Annotated in this window: 14 protein-coding genes; 7 read left to right on the top strand and 7 right to left on the bottom strand. The window is 63.6% G+C overall.

Annotated features, from left to right (window positions below):
• Positions 1-171: 171 nt before the first annotated feature.
• The 4 genes from GYH29_RS24700 to GYH29_RS23115 all read left to right on the top strand — a co-directional run bounded on the left by GYH29_RS24700 (position 172) and on the right by GYH29_RS23115 (position 3,472).
• Positions 172-1,011, top strand: a complete 840-nt coding sequence (locus GYH29_RS24700) for a phage tail protein (protein WP_161524461.1) — start codon at positions 172-174, stop codon at positions 1,009-1,011.
• Positions 1,012-1,021: 10 nt separating this feature from the next.
• A complete protein-coding gene (locus GYH29_RS23125; RefSeq protein WP_161524460.1) occupies positions 1,022-1,606 on the top strand; it encodes a tail fiber assembly protein in 585 nt (194 codons plus the stop codon).
• Positions 1,607-1,845: 239 nt separating this feature from the next.
• Complete coding sequence (locus GYH29_RS23120; RefSeq protein ID WP_161524459.1) at positions 1,846-2,877, top strand: phage tail protein; 1,032 nt, start codon at positions 1,846-1,848, stop codon at positions 2,875-2,877.
• Positions 2,878-2,887: 10 nt separating this feature from the next.
• Positions 2,888-3,472, top strand: a complete 585-nt coding sequence (locus GYH29_RS23115; RefSeq protein WP_161524458.1) for a tail fiber assembly protein — start codon at positions 2,888-2,890, stop codon at positions 3,470-3,472.
• Between the two features lie 209 nt (positions 3,473-3,681).
• On the opposite strand, the gene GYH29_RS23110 is transcribed toward GYH29_RS23115, so the two are convergent.
• The 3 genes from GYH29_RS23110 to GYH29_RS23100 all read right to left on the bottom strand — a co-directional run bounded on the left by GYH29_RS23110 (position 3,682) and on the right by GYH29_RS23100 (position 6,507).
• A complete protein-coding gene (locus GYH29_RS23110; protein WP_161524457.1) occupies positions 3,682-4,329 on the bottom strand; it encodes an alanyl-tRNA editing protein in 648 nt (215 codons plus the stop codon).
• Entirely contained in the window at positions 4,326-4,778 is a 453-nt protein-coding gene (locus tag GYH29_RS23105) for a GNAT family N-acetyltransferase (protein ID WP_161524456.1), read from the bottom strand. Before GYH29_RS23105 ends, GYH29_RS23110 begins: the two co-directional genes overlap by 4 nt.
• Before the next feature lie 244 nt (positions 4,779-5,022).
• Positions 5,023-6,507: a C69 family dipeptidase gene (locus GYH29_RS23100; protein ID WP_161524455.1), complete on the bottom strand. Its 1,485-nt coding sequence runs from the start codon at positions 6,505-6,507 to the stop codon at positions 5,023-5,025.
• A gap of 294 nt (positions 6,508-6,801) precedes the next feature.
• Here GYH29_RS23100 and GYH29_RS23095 point away from each other — a divergent pair, with 294 nt between their 5' ends.
• Both GYH29_RS23095 and GYH29_RS23090 read left to right on the top strand, forming a co-directional pair.
• A complete protein-coding gene (locus GYH29_RS23095) occupies positions 6,802-7,101 on the top strand; it encodes a superinfection immunity protein (protein WP_157222248.1) in 300 nt (99 codons plus the stop codon).
• 137 nt (positions 7,102-7,238) lie between these two features.
• Complete coding sequence (locus GYH29_RS23090) at positions 7,239-8,432, top strand: amino acid aminotransferase (protein WP_161524454.1); 1,194 nt, start codon at positions 7,239-7,241, stop codon at positions 8,430-8,432.
• A 125-nt stretch (positions 8,433-8,557) separates the two neighbouring features.
• Here GYH29_RS23090 and GYH29_RS23085 read toward each other — a convergent pair whose 3' ends face one another.
• Positions 8,558-9,385: a LysR family transcriptional regulator gene (locus GYH29_RS23085; protein ID WP_081575418.1), complete on the bottom strand. Its 828-nt coding sequence runs from the start codon at positions 9,383-9,385 to the stop codon at positions 8,558-8,560.
• Between the two features lie 115 nt (positions 9,386-9,500).
• On the opposite strand from GYH29_RS23085, the gene GYH29_RS23080 reads away from it, so the two are divergent.
• Positions 9,501-10,223: an SDR family oxidoreductase gene (locus tag GYH29_RS23080; protein ID WP_081575419.1), complete on the top strand. Its 723-nt coding sequence runs from the start codon at positions 9,501-9,503 to the stop codon at positions 10,221-10,223.
• A gap of 150 nt (positions 10,224-10,373) precedes the next feature.
• Here the strand turns inward: GYH29_RS23080 and GYH29_RS23075 are convergent, their stop codons facing one another.
• From GYH29_RS23075 to GYH29_RS23065, 3 genes are read right to left on the bottom strand one after another with little or no spacing between them, the layout of a single operon-like run.
• The gene (locus GYH29_RS23075) at positions 10,374-11,138 is read right to left on the bottom strand and encodes a DeoR/GlpR family DNA-binding transcription regulator (RefSeq protein WP_081575420.1); all 765 of its coding nucleotides are present in this window, start codon (positions 11,136-11,138) and stop codon (positions 10,374-10,376) included.
• Between the two features lie 58 nt (positions 11,139-11,196).
• Positions 11,197-12,348: an NAD(P)/FAD-dependent oxidoreductase gene (locus tag GYH29_RS23070; RefSeq protein ID WP_141113207.1), complete on the bottom strand. Its 1,152-nt coding sequence runs from the start codon at positions 12,346-12,348 to the stop codon at positions 11,197-11,199.
• Between the two features lie 49 nt (positions 12,349-12,397).
• On the bottom strand, positions 12,398-13,786 hold the full coding sequence (locus tag GYH29_RS23065; protein ID WP_019102530.1) for an aminopeptidase P family protein: 1,389 nt from the start codon (positions 13,784-13,786) through the stop codon (positions 12,398-12,400).
• Positions 13,787-13,859: the final 73 nt, after the last annotated feature.

Below are 13,859 nucleotides of genomic sequence, written 5' to 3'. Positions count from 1 at the left end.
GCCACTGACATCCGTCCGCTGCTGACGCGCGTCGCTTCCCGGCACAATGAGGGCATTAATTCACCAGCGAAGCGGGTCAACTGGCGGTCTGACGACGGCTGATGTGGTCCGTGCCCCGCCTATGTCGCCTGCCCGGCTCATGGGCAGACTCAATTAAGGAGCGAGAGCGCGATGCAAAACACCTTGAAGCCGATCAACAGCCCGGACGGCCTGTTTCATGACGGCAATCCCACCACCGGCGAACTGGGCACCATCGTCAGCGCCGATTGGCTGAACAGCCTGCAGCAGGCGACTGCCGCCACTCAGGACGAGTTGATCGCCTTGATCAAGGACAGCGGCCAGGAATTGGATGCCAGCCGCAAGGATCAATTGCTGCAAGCAGTGAAGAAAATGGCCTGGGGCGGAAATAGCAAGCCGACCACCTTGGCGGGGTACGGAATTACCGATGGGGCCACTAAGGCCGAGGTTTCCATCAAGGCGGACAAGGCGGGTACGCTGGCGGGTTATGGCATTGCCGATGGCGCGACGACTAGTCAATTGCGTGCCGCGGCACCTGCCGGCGAGGTGGCCTACTTTGCAATGCCATCTGCACCGCCTGGTTGGTTGAAATGTGATGGCTCTTCGGCTAACCGCAATGCTTATCCCGCGTTGTTTGAGGCAATTGGGACCCGATACGGTGCAGGAGATGGAACAACAACGTTTAACTTGCCTGATTTGCGCGGGGAGTTTATTCGCGGCTGGAGCAGTGACCGCCCATTGGTTGATGCTGGACGTGTGTTTGGCAGTGCCCAAATATCCACCCAAGTTTGGGTTGATGATGATGCGAACGAAGCTGTCGGGGCGCCTGATTGGACAAATAATAACTTAGTGAATCTAGGGTATGAACCGGCGAGTGTTAATGTTGCGCATCTTCACTATGCGAAATCAGTTGGTAGTGCCTCCTACGGGGCTGATTTTATACGTTCTATTCGCCCCCGCAACGTAGCCCTGCTTGCCTGCATCAAGCACTAAGGAGACCACCATGCAAGAACGCACGCAGAAAACCGTCTACGCCTACCATCCGGAAACCAGCGAGTATTTGGGCACCACCATGGCGGATCTGTCGCCGCTGGACCTTGAGGAAACCTGGCTGATTCCGGCCTACGCCACCGAGCAGCAACCGCCGAAGGCGGGGAACAGGCAAGCGGTGGTATATCGCGACGGCGGCTGGCAGCTGGCGGAGGATTTTCGCGCACTCAAGCTGTGGAGCAAGGCCAGCGCGCAGCCGGTGACGGCGCAAATCGGCGACACGCCGGACAGCCTGCAGGCCACCGAGCTGGAGCCGCCGATCTTCGCGGTGTGGAACAAGAAAGCCTGGAAAGTGGACGCCGACGCGCAGCGCGCGGCGCTGACAGCGCAGGCGCAGCAGGAGCTGCAGCAGCGCTTGGCAGCGGCTTATGCTCAGCGCCGGCCTTTGGAGGATGCGCAGGAACTGGGGCTGGCTACGGCGCAGGAGCAGGGCTTGCTGACAGTGTGGAAGCGCTACTGCGTTGAGCTGTCGCGGCTGCAGCAGTTGACGGCATGGCCGCAACTGGCCGAAACGGATTGGCCTGCGGCGCCGGCCTAAAACAGAGTGTTATGTGTCTGCAAAACGGCGGCTTCGGCTGCCGTTTTGCATTGGGGCAGGCCTCCAGGCTACTGACATCCGTCCACTGCTGACGCGCGTCGCTTCCCGGCAAAATCACTGTATTGATTCACTAGCGAAGCAGGTCAGAGGGTGGTTTCCGGACCACCCGCCCGGCCCGGAGTCCGCCCCACGCCGCCAGCTCGGCCAGCGGGCCCACCCTTGAATGGAGCGAGAGCGCAATGCAAAACACCATGAAGCCGATCAACAGCCCGGACGGTCTGTTCCACGACGGCAACCCTTACACCGGCGAACTGGGCACGGTGGTGACCTCGGAGTGGCTGAACAATGTCCAGTCCGCCGCCCAGTCCTGCCAGGACGAGTTGCTGACGGTGATACGCGACAGCGGCCAGAGCGCCGACCCGGCGCGCAAGGACCAGTTGCTGCAGGCGTTGAAGAAGCTGGCCTGGGGCGGCAACAGCAAGCCGACCACGTTGGCCGGCTACGGCATCACCGACGCCTTGCCGCTGAGCGGCGGCAAGATGAACGGGCGGGTGGATTTTCAGCCCAATTCCCGTTTTCTGGCGGAAGGCGGGGCGGAAGGCGGGCAGTTCATGCTGCAAGCGCCGCAAGTGAACAGTCAACTCGGCGACGTCATCGTTGATATCAGCAGCAATGCATTTCGCGTGTTTGACAATGGTAAAACACAATCGCGTGGTTTTTATGTGGACCTGACTCAATGCGAGCATGGCCCGACCACCAATCTACTGACCATGTCCGGCGCGCCGGGCCTGGTGGGTCACTTTGCGATGCCTTACGCGCCGCCTGGTTGGTTGAAGTGTGATGGTTCGCCGGCCAGCCGCAGTACTTATCCCGGCTTGTTTGCCGCGATTGGGACAACGTATGGCGCGGGGGATGGTGTGACGACGTTCAATCTTCCGGATTTGCGCGGGGAGTTTATTCGGGGTTGGGATTATGGCAACGGAGCGGATAGCGGGCGTGTTTTTGGCTCATGGCAAAAGGGGACGTTAACGATTTCTGACCCAAGTCTTGACTCGGTCGGCGTCGCGAGCCTGATTCATGCAAATAACAATATATCCATGGGTTATGTGGATTTAGGCGCAGATAAGGTCAAGAAGGAGTTTTATGAAATGCGGCGTGCGCAAATGAATGCTCTAGGGGTTGCGGATGACTTGGACAGTAATGGTTGGGGAGGGGGTTATGGCTCCACCCGCCCCCGCAACGTCGCCCTGCTCGCCTGCATCAAATACTAAGGAGACCGCCATGCAAGAACGCAAACAGAAAACCGTCTACGCCTACCATCCGGAAACCGGCGAGTATCTGGGCACCACCACGGCGGACTTGTCGCCGCTGGATGTTGAGGAAACCTGGTTGATTCCGGCCAACGCCACCGAGCAGGAGCCGCCACAGGCGGGGGAGCGGCAGGTAGCGGTCTACCGCGATGGCGGCTGGCAGCTGGCGGTGGATTTCCGCGCCCTCAAGCTGTGGAGCAAGGCCAGCGCACTGCCGGTGACGGCGCAAATCGGCGATACGCCGGATAGTCTGCAAGCTACTGAACTGGAGCCGCCGGCCTTCGCGGTATGGAACAAGAAAGCCTGGAAAGTGGATACCGACGCAGAGCGCGCGGCGCTGACGGCGCAGGCGCAGCAGGAGCTGCAGCAGCGCTTGGCTACTGCTTACGCGCAGCGCCGGCCCTTGGAGGACGCGCAGGAGCTGGGGCTGGCGACGGCGCAGGAGCAAGGCTTGCTGAGCGCATGGAAGCGTTACTGCGTTGAGCTGTCGCGCCTGCCGCAGCAGGCCGCTTGGCCGCGGTTGAGCGAGGCAGACTGGCCGAAGCTGCCGGCCTGAGGATTTGAAGTAAAGCGCCGTTCCACGTGAAACCACCCGCGCCGGGCTATCCCGCGCGGGTTTTTCTTAGAGCCTGTTCAAAGTCTCGCGAGCAAGGGCGAGACAAGGCGAAAACCAGCGAAAAAGCGGAATGTACAAGTGGTACATGAGCATTTTGAGCTTGTTTTCAACGCCGTATCGCCGAAGCGCAGCAGACTTTGAACAGGTTCTTATGGCCGCGCCAGCGTGATTTCCACTCTTTCCTTACCCTGGCCCACGTTCTTGCGCTTGAGCCGCAGTTCTCCCACTTCGCCGCTGCGGCGCAAATGGGTGCCGCCGCAGGGCACGCGGTAAAGGCCGTGCAGTTCCCAGTAGCGGCGCTGCTCGGCTTCGTTGGAATAGGCGCTGACGATGGCGAGATCGGCGTCTATCAACACCTGCACCTTGGCGGCGATAGCGGGCAACAGCGGAGTGATGGGCTGCGCCAGCGCAAAATCGATGCGCGCCTTATCCTCGGCGATGTGGGCGCCAATCTTCTCGGCGTCGGGCAGCTCGCGGCAAATGGTTTCCAGTACCAGTTCGGCGGCGAAGTGCAGCCGCATCAGCCGGTAGCGGCGCGGCCAGTCTATTGCCACCGTCACCGCGTCGCCGGCGCTCAGGCCATGGCCGTCCGGCAGGGTGTAGGCGATGTCCTGATCCTGTTTTTCCGCGCGCAGTACCGGGCGGCCGCCTATGCTGCCGGCGTCGCTTTCCTGGCCGCCGGAGAAGGCGTAGAAGATGGTGGCGTCCAGCCAGACCTGAGGGCCGTCCACCCGCGCCACCGTGGTGTGCAGCTCGGTCTGGTAGGGATCGGCCCAGAACTGTTTGCGCACGTTCATGCCGGGCGTCCGGCGTCCGCCGCCAGCCGCTGGTAAACCTCGGCGTCCAGCCGCTCCATTAGCCGCTCCGGCCGCGACAGTGCGCCAAAACCGAACTGAGCGTACAGGCCGTGGGCGTCGGCGGTGGCCAGCAGCATACGGCGCAGGTTCTGCAGGCCGGGATGGGCATTGACCGCCGCCATCAATTGCTTGGACACACCCTGGCCGCGCCAGGCTTCGACCACGAACACGTCGGCCAGATAGCCGAAGGTAGCGTAGTCGGTGATCACGCGGGCGAAGCCTATCTGTTCGCCATCAGCGGCGTAGGCGCCGAAGCACAGCGAATGGGCGAGCGAGCGCTCGAAGATGTCGCGGGGCAGTTGGCGCGCCCAGTAGGACTGTTCAGACAGGTAGCGGTAGATACGCTCGCGGTCCAGCCGCGCGGGGTCGGTGTCGATGTGAAGGATCATGGCGCAGCCAGCTAGGCGAGGGGAATGCCATAAAGATAACACGCTCGGGCTGGCGGGAGCGGACCGGCTTGCCGGCGCCGCTCCCTGCTGTTAGTCGCTTAGAGTCTGTTCATCATCTGCTGCGCTTCGTGAGGCGTGACACGGTGAGTGCCGCTTCGAAATGCTCATGTACCACTTGACCATTCCGCTTTCTCAGCGGTTTTCGCCTTGTCTCGCCCTTGCTCGCTAGATTTTGAACAGGCTCTTATAGATTTTTGATTTTTTCCAGCTCCTCCGGGCTGTACTTCTTCTCGCTGGCCTTGGTCAGGTCGGTGAGCAGGCCGGCGTGCACGTCGCGCGCCGATTGCACCGCGCTCAGCATATTGCTGCCGCTCCATTGGCCGGCGAAGCCGATGGCGGTTTGCGGCTGGCTGGCGTAGAGGCTGGTCAGCATCGCGTCCACCGCCGGCTGCTGGCCCTGGAACTGCTGTTCCAGCCGCGTCTGCCATTGCGCCAGCACCGGCAGATACTTGTCCGGCTTGGCCTGTGCCAGCGTGGCGTTGGCGCGGAAGGCCCAGTAGGCGGAGCCGCTTTCGTAAGTGGCCGCGCCGGCGCGCAGCGGCGCGGGGATGTCCTTCATCGCGTTTTCGTACATTGGCACCAGCACCGCGCCGGCCGGGCTGCCGAAGGATTGCCAGGTCAGCGCCGCCAGCTCCTTGGGCAGGCCGGCGCGCAGCTGGATGACGTGGGTTTCTATGGTGCGGTCCACGCCCATCGGCCGGTCCGCGTCCTTCAGTTTGGCCAGCGCGGTGCCGTGGAAGGTGGCGCGCAGCACCTTGGCCACGTCGGCCACCGCGATTTTGCGCTCAGGCTTCAGCGTCAGCGGGTATTGAGTCTGCCGCGTGGCTTGGCGCAGCCCCGGGTTCAGCAGGTGCTGGCCCAGCCATTCGCGGTCCACATTGTATTTGTCGCCGACGACGCCGAAGGCCTGGGCGAAGTTGAAGCGCTTGGCGTCTACTTTGGCCAGCAGCTGGTGTTTGGCGGTGAACTCGGCCAGGCCGGGGCTGGCGATCACATTGGCGTGGTCGGCGAGGTCGATGTCGTGCAGGCGCAGGCCGTTGGCCACCATCAAGTAACTATCCTGAGGCACGCGGAAGGCCAGCCAGTGGTGGCCGGAGCCGATCTCCATATACCAGGCTTCGTTCGGATCGGCGATCAGCACGCCGTTGCCTTCCCCTGCGCCGTATTGGTTGAGATAGCGGCCCAGCAGCTCCACGCCTTCGTGCGCGGTCTTGGCCTGCGGCAGGATCAGCGAGGGAATCACCGCTTCCACCACGCCGTTGTCCAGCAAGGGGTCCGCTTTTTTGGCGCGGGCGTTGATTTCCGCGCTATTGGTGGCGGATACCGCCACATTGAATTCATTGACGCCGCGTTCCTCGTACAGCCCGTCGCCGCCGGCAGTGTCGCCGTTCCAGTCCATCAGTCCGCTGTAGCGGTAGAACTGTGCCGGAGCCGGCACTTTCAGGCCGTTTTTGAAGCTCAGCGTTTCCTCCTTGGCCGCCGCGCGTGCCGGGTGAAGCACCAGGCGCTTGTTCCAGTTATTGATGTAATAATCCTCGTTGCGGGCGATGATGATGGAGCCATCGGCGGAGGCCTGTTTGCCGACGATCAGCGATGAGCAGGCGTCGGCGAGCGGAGCAGCCAGCGCAAGGGCGGTGGCCAGGGCAAGCAGGGTAGGGCGCGGCGTCATGATGCATTCCTCTTATGGAGCGGTCAGTCGCGGGGGGTGACGGCTCGTGGTGGCCGCGCGCTTTGCGTGCGGCGGTTTGGCGGTGAGGGCAAGCAGATTGTAGGCAGATGGTTCGCGTTAGTTGAAATGAGAATCCCATGCTTGCCTGATGCATATCAATCTTGCGCCGTTTCATTAAAATGTGGCGCAAAGTGTCTTATTTATGCAATTGATTTTGCCATCCGGACGGAAGTCTTATTAAGCTTGGCATTTCGTTGTGGCGGCGTGTTCCGCCGCGGCGGGAACGGAAGGAATATGAAAATACTGACGATGGCGCGCAAGCTGTTCTTCACGGTGCTGGCCGCGGCCTTGGCGCTGTGGGCTTACGGCGCTTACAGCGGCGAGCCGCAATGGCAGCAATGGGCGATGTATCTGGGCAATGCGCTGGCCCTGGGCGGCGCCTACCTGGTGCCTACCCTGACCGCGGCGCTGGTGGGCAGCCCAAGGCTGAAGCTGGTGGCGGCGCTTAACGTGCTGGGCGGTTGGCTGATCCTGCCCTGGATCGCGGCGATGATGCTGGCGCTTAAGCGGGACGATCTGGCGGCCGGATCCTGAATCCGTCTGGCACAATAGCGTGTTATTACCGCCCCGTTCAGAGGGCGGCGTAAGAACCTGTTCACGAAGCGCAGCAGACTATGAACCGGTTCTGAATGATTGCACGAGGCGATACCACACTACTCAAGGAGAAACGCATGTTCCAGCACGTCGACGCCTACGCCGGCGATCCCATCCTGTCGCTGGTCGACGCTTTCGGCAAGGACCCGCGCGGCGACAAGGTCAATCTCAGCATCGGCCTGTATTACGATGAGCAGGGCCGCATTCCGCGTCTGAACGCGGTGCAGCAGGCCGAGGCCAAACTGGCGGCTCAGCCGGCGCCGCCTTGCACTTATCTGCCGATGGATGGTCTGCCGGCCTACCGCAAGGCGGTGCAGGAATTGTTGTTCGGCGAGGGACACCCGGCGCTGGCCGCCGGCCGCGTCGCCACCATCCAGACCCTGGGCGGCTCCGGCGCGCTAAAAGTGGGCGCGGACTTCCTCAAACGGTATTTTCCCGACGCCCAAGTGTGGGTTAGCGACCCCACCTGGGATAACCACGTGGCCATCTTCGAAGGCGCCGGCATCGCGGTGAACCGCTATCCCTATTTCGACGCGCAAACCCGCGGCGTGAACTTCGCCGCGATGCTGGACACGCTGGAAACCCTGCCGGCCGGGAGCATCCTGCTGCTGCATCCGTGTTGCCATAACCCCACCGGCTCGGACCTGGACAATGCGCAGTGGGATCAGGTGGTGGCGCTGGCCAAGCGCAAGCAGCTGATTCCCTTCATGGACATTGCCTACCAGGGCTTTGGCGCCGACTTGGATGAGGACGCCTACGCCATCCGCGCGATGGCCGACGCCGGCGTGTCCTTCCTGGTCAGCAACTCCTTCTCCAAGATCTTCTCGCTGTACGGCGAGCGCTGCGGCGGCTTGTCGGTGGTGTGTCCGAACCAAGCCGAGGCGGAGCTGGTGTTGGGCCAGCTAAAGGCCACGGTGCGCCGCAACTACTCCAACCCGCCCACCACCGGCGCGCGCTTGATCGCCACGGTATTGGGCGATACCGAGCTGAAAGCGCTGTGGGTATCCGAGGTGAACGAGATGCGCGGCCGCATTCTGGAAATGCGCGGCATTCTGGTGGAAGTGATGAAGCAGGCGCTGCCGGAGCAGGACTTCGCCTATCTGGTCCATCAGCGCGGCATGTTCAGTTACACCGGATTCAGCCAGGCGCAGGTGGACGCTCTGCGCGAGCGTTTCGGCGTTTACCTGGTGGGTACCGGCCGCATGTGCGTGGCCGGCTTGACCCGCGCCAATGCGCCTTATGTGGCCAAGGCTTTCGCCGCGGTGCAGTAAGACCCGCTAACAAAACCCCTGATGCTGCGTTGCGCCGGCTTGCCGTACTCAAGGTACTGGCTACGTCGGCGCGTCTTACCTCAGCCGTAAAACCGAGTTTTGTCAGCCGCTCTTGAAACAGCTCCTCAGCCGGCGGCTAGGCCTTGTTTCAAACGGGCCAGCGCCGGCTTGGCCAAGGCGTCCGGCGCGTAGCACAGGCCGACGCGGCGGCTGAGCGCCGCCTGATCCAGCCGGCAGCTCCACAGGCCAGGCTGGTCCTGGGCCAGCCCCTGCGGGACAAAGGCGATGCCGGCGCCGGCCGCGGCCAGCGTTGCCGCCTGTTGCAGGGTGGCGCAGCGCGCCGCCACCGCCAGCTCCCGCGCCGCCTCGCCCAGCAGGCTGGCGAAGCGCTGGTGCGAAGGGTGGTCCGGACAGGCGATCAGATCCTGGCCCAGCAATTGTCCCGGCCGCAGCAGCGGCTGTCCCGCCAGCGGCGCGTCCGCGCGCATCGCCAGCACATACTCCTCTTCCCACAGCGGCAGGAACAGCTCGTCCTCGCAACGGTTGGCTTCCTCGTCCAGCCGCGCGTCGCCGGCGCAGCCCGCCGCCAGTTCCAGCAGCAAGCCGTCCACCGCACGGTAGGCCGCCGCCAGCACGCGCGCCACGTCGGCCTGGCCCAGGTCCGCCGCCACCCCCAGCGTCAGCGGCAGGCAGTCCTGCCGGCCGCGAAACAGCTGCGCCAGGCCGTCGGCTTCCTCCACCAGCCGCCGCGCCGCCGGATACAGCAGCCGGGCGGCGTCGGTCACTTCCACGCCGCGCGGCTGGCGCTGAAACAGCGCCGCCCCCAGCTGTTCTTCCAGTTGCCGGATGGTAGCGGACAGCGCAGGCTGGCTCAGGTAGAGACGCGCCGAGGCCTGGGTGATGTTGCGCTCTTCGAATACGGCGATGAAGGCTTTGAGCGAGCGGATATCCATAAGTTAAACCGATGACAGCAAGTGAAATAAACGATTTTTCGTCGAATCGTCAGCGGATTATAGTGATGTCCATGAGTTTGTTATCAGTTATTTCTATTGCTAAAGGAGTGTTGTCATGAGTAAAGCCTTGATCGTCATCACCGGCGCCAGTTCCGGCATCGGCGCCGCCACCGCCCGCCTGCTGTCGCGGCAAGGCCATCCGCTGCTGCTGCTGGCGCGCCGGGTCGAACGTCTGGAAGCGCTGGCCTTGCCCAATACCTTGTGCCGCGCGGTGGACGTGACCGACCGCGCCCAGCTGGCCGCCGCGGTGGCGGAGGCGGAGGGCCGTTTCGGGCCGGTGGACGCCATTATCAACAACGCCGGCGTGATGCTGCTGGGACAGATGGCCGAACAAGCGCCGGAAGAGTGGAAAACCATGTTCGACGTTAATGTGCACGGCCTGCTCAATGGCATCCATGCGGTGCTGGGGGGCATGGTGGAGCGCAAGCGCGGCACGGTGATCAATATCAGCTCGGTGGCCGGACGCAAGACCTTCCCCAATCATGTGGCGTACTGCGGCACCAAGTTCGCGGTGCACGCGATGTCGGAGAACTTGCGCGAGGAGGTGGCGGACCACGGCGTGCGGGTGGTGACGATTGCGCCGGGCGCGGTGGACACCGAACTGCTGTCGCATACCAGCAGCGAGGCGATCAAGGCTGGCTATGAAGCCTGGAAACAGGAGATGGGCGGCGTGCTGGCGGCGGAAGACGTGGCTCGCGCCATCGTCTACGCTTATCAGCAGCCCCAGAACGTGTGCATCCGCGAGATTGTGCTGGCGGCGACGCGGCAGCAGCCTTAAGAACGTGTTTACGATCTCGCGAGCTAAGGCGAGACAAGGCTAAAACGAGCGAAAAAGCGGAATGTACTCGTGGTACATGAGCATTTTGAGCTCGGTTTCAACGCTGTATCGCCGACGCGCAGCAGATCGTAAACAGGTTCTAAGGGATTGTCAGTCCGCCACGTATAACTGAGTCTCCGCCTCCCGCATCAATTCAACGACGGCGGGCGGCGGCGGCTGGTCGGTGAACAGCGCGTCTATCTGCGACAGATGGCCCAGCTCCACCAGCGCCGGACGGTCGAACTTGCTGTGGTCGGCGGCCAGGAACACATGGCGTGATTGCTGAATGATGGCTTCGGCGCTGCGTACTTCGCGGTAGTCGTAATCGCGCAGCGTGCCGTCAAGCTCGATGCTGGAAATGCCGATGATGCCGTAATCGACTCGGAACTGGCGGATCAGCTGCACCGTGGCTTCGCCGGTGATGCCGCGGTCGCGCTTGCGCAGCATGCCGCCCAGCACGATGACTTCACAGTCCGGGTAATCGCACATGGTGTCCGCCACGTGCAGATTATTGGTGATCACCCGCAGGCCGCGGTGCTTGTGCAGCGCCTTGGCCACTTCCTCGGTGGTGGTGCCCAAGTTGATGAACAGCGAGGCGTTGTCCGGGATCTGACGCGCCAGGCATTCGGCGATGCGGCGCTTTTCGTCTATGCACAGCACCTGCCGCGCCTGGTAGGCCACGTTTTCCACGCTGGACAGCACGCTGGCGCCGCCGTGGTAGCGTTGCAGCAACTGGTGCTCGGCCAGCAGCGCGATGTCGCGGCGTATGGTTTGCCGGGTGACGGAGAAATGTTCGGCCAGCTTTTCCACGCTGACATAGCTGTCGCGTTTGACCATGGCCAGCAGTTCCTGCTGGCGTTGATTCAGAATGAGCATAAGCGGCAAGGCGGCGGGTTGAGACCGTCCGATTGTAAGCGGACAACTCGTCCCGGCGCTATGCCGTCAGCGTTGCCGCCGCGTATTCGGCCAGCGCCAGGCTGGCGGTGAGGCCGGGGGATTCGATGCCGTAGAGTTGGAGCAGGCCAGGCACGCCGTGTTGAGCCGGGCCCTGGATCAGGAAATCCGCGTCCGCCGCCCCGGGACCGACGATTTTGGGACGGATGCCGGCATAGGCCGGCGCCAGCGCCTGTTCCGGCAGGGCCGGCCACCAGCGGCGGACGCCGGCGTAGAAGCGGTCGGCGCGGGCTGGATCCACTTGGTAGTCTATGCGGTCCACCCATTCCATATCCGGGCCGAAACGCGCCTGGCCGGCCAGGTCCAGCGTCAGATGCGTGCCCAGGCCGCCGGCCTCGGGCAGCGGATAGATCAGGTGCTGGAACGGCGAACGGCCCTGCAGCGCGAAATAGGCGCCGCGCGCGTAATAGGGGGTGGGGATGGTTTCACGTGGAACCCCGGCCAAACTGGCCGCAACCCGCGGCGCCCAGAGGCCGGCGGCGTTGACCGTCAAGCGCGCCTGGAGCCGCATGCCGGCGATGTCCAGCTCCAGCCCGTCGCCCGCTACACGGCCGCCGTGCAGCGGCGAGTTCAGCGCCAGCGTTGCGCCATGAGCCTCGGCGTCAGCCAGCAGGGCCAGCATCAGGCGGTGGCTGTCCAGGATGCCGGTAGACGGCGACAGCAGTGCGGCGTGGGCTTGCAAAGCCGGCTCCAGGGATTGCAGTTGCTCCGCGTCCAGCCAGCATAGGTCGGTCACGCCGTTGGCGGCGGCGCGTTGTTGCAAGGCTTGCAGACGAGGCAGCTCGGCCTCGTCGACGGCGACAATCAATTTGCCGCAGCGGTGGTGAGGGATGGCGCGCTGGGCGCAGTAGTCGTAAAGCCGCTGGCGGCCGGTCACGCATAGCCGGGCTTTCAGGCTGCCGGGCGGGTAGTAGAGCCCGGCGTGGATCACTTCGCTGTTGCGGCTGGACGCATGCTGGCCGATGGCGCTTTCAGCTTCGACGACGACGACTTCGCGGCCGGCCAGCGCCAGCTGTCGGGCCACGGCCAAACCGATTACGCCGGCGCCTATCACCACGCATTCCACTTGCTCCATCATTGCTCCCAGCTTGTTGTTCTTCAGATGGTGCGCCTTGGCATGCGCGGCGTCCATATGGAAAAAGCCGCCCGTGGGCGGCTTTGGACTGACGTGACGGCCCGACTCAGCCTGCCATCGCGGCTTCGACTTCTTCCACCGTCTTGGGAATCGGCGCGCCTAGCACGCGGCTGCCGTTGGCGGTGACCAGCACATTGTCTTCGATGCGGATGCCGCCGAAGTCGCGGTACTCGCGGAATTTGTCGTAGTTGATGTACTGGCTGTGGCGGCCTTCGGCGGCCCAGGCTTCGATCAGTGCGGGGATGAAGTACATGCCGGGCTCCACCGTCACCACCATGCCTTGTTTCAGCGGCTTGCCCAGGCGCAGGTAGCCGAGGCCGAACAGCGGGCTGCGCTCGGTATCTTCGCCGTAGCCCACCAGATCCTCGCCCAGGCCTTCCATATCGTGCACATCCATGCCGATCTGATGACCGAGGCCATGCGGGAAGGCGATGGCGTAGGCGCCGGATTCGACGATATCGTTGGCGTCGCCGCGGAAGAAGCCCAGCGTGCTCATTCTTTCCACCATCAGCCGCGCCGACAGCTTGTGCACGTCCAGATAGCGCACGCCCGGCTTCATCGCCTCGATGGCGGCCAGCTGCATGTCCAACACGATGTTGTACAACTCGCGCTGGCGCGGGCTGAACTTGCCGCCCACCGGGAAGGTGCGGGTGATGTCGCTGGCGTAGCCGCCGCCGGAGGTACAGCCGGTGTCGTTCAGCGCCAAGTCGCCGCTTTCCAGGCGATTGTCGTGGTGATGGTTGTGCAGCACTTCGCCGCGGCGCGAGAAGATGGACGGATAGGCCAGTTGCCAGTCGCGGCGGCGCATGATGCCTTCCATCTCGCCCACCACCTCGTATTCCATCACACCGGGTTTGGCGTGGCGCATCGCGGCGATGTGCATGTCGCGGGTCACCGACAGCGCCGCTTCCATTTCGGCGATTTCCTCGTCGCCCTTGATCTCGCGCAGCGCCACCACGGCATGGGTCAGCGGCGTGGAGAAACCTTCCTTGACCTGGGCCGGGTGTACATCCAGCAGGCGGCCCATTTCGATCAGGGTCTCGCCGCGGTACGGCGCCAGGTAATGCACGGCACGGCCGGCGGCGCGCGCGGCGGCCACCGCGGAGGCCAGGTCTGCATAGGCGCGGCTCTGCTGCAGGCCGGCCAGCGCGGCGCGTTCGGCCAAGCTGGGCAGCGGGCCGGTCCAGACGATGTCGGCCACGTCGGGGTCGTTGCCGAACAGCGTCGCTTCGCCGCTGTCGGCGTCGATGACGCCGGCCAGGCCCGGTTCGTTCAGGCCGAAGAAGTAACGGAAGCTGGAGTCCTGCACGAAGGGCAGGATGTTGTCGTGGTAGTTCATCGGCGAATCGACATTGCCGACAAACAGTAGCAGGCCGGACAGGCCGGCCGCTTGCAGACGGGCGCGGCGTTGCGCGTATACGGTGGCAGCGAACATGGTTTCCTCGGGAGTGGGAAGGGGCCGCCCGGTGCTTGCCGTGCGGAATATTGTATCCAGTCCCTTAACTTAT

The sequence above is a fragment of the Chromobacterium haemolyticum genome, from assembly GCF_009936155.1.
In the GTDB taxonomy this organism is placed as follows: Bacteria; Pseudomonadota; Gammaproteobacteria; order Burkholderiales; family Chromobacteriaceae; genus Chromobacterium; species Chromobacterium haemolyticum.
The sequence above is the reverse complement of the archived record's forward strand: the minus strand, read 5'-3'. Positions and strand labels throughout refer to the sequence as shown.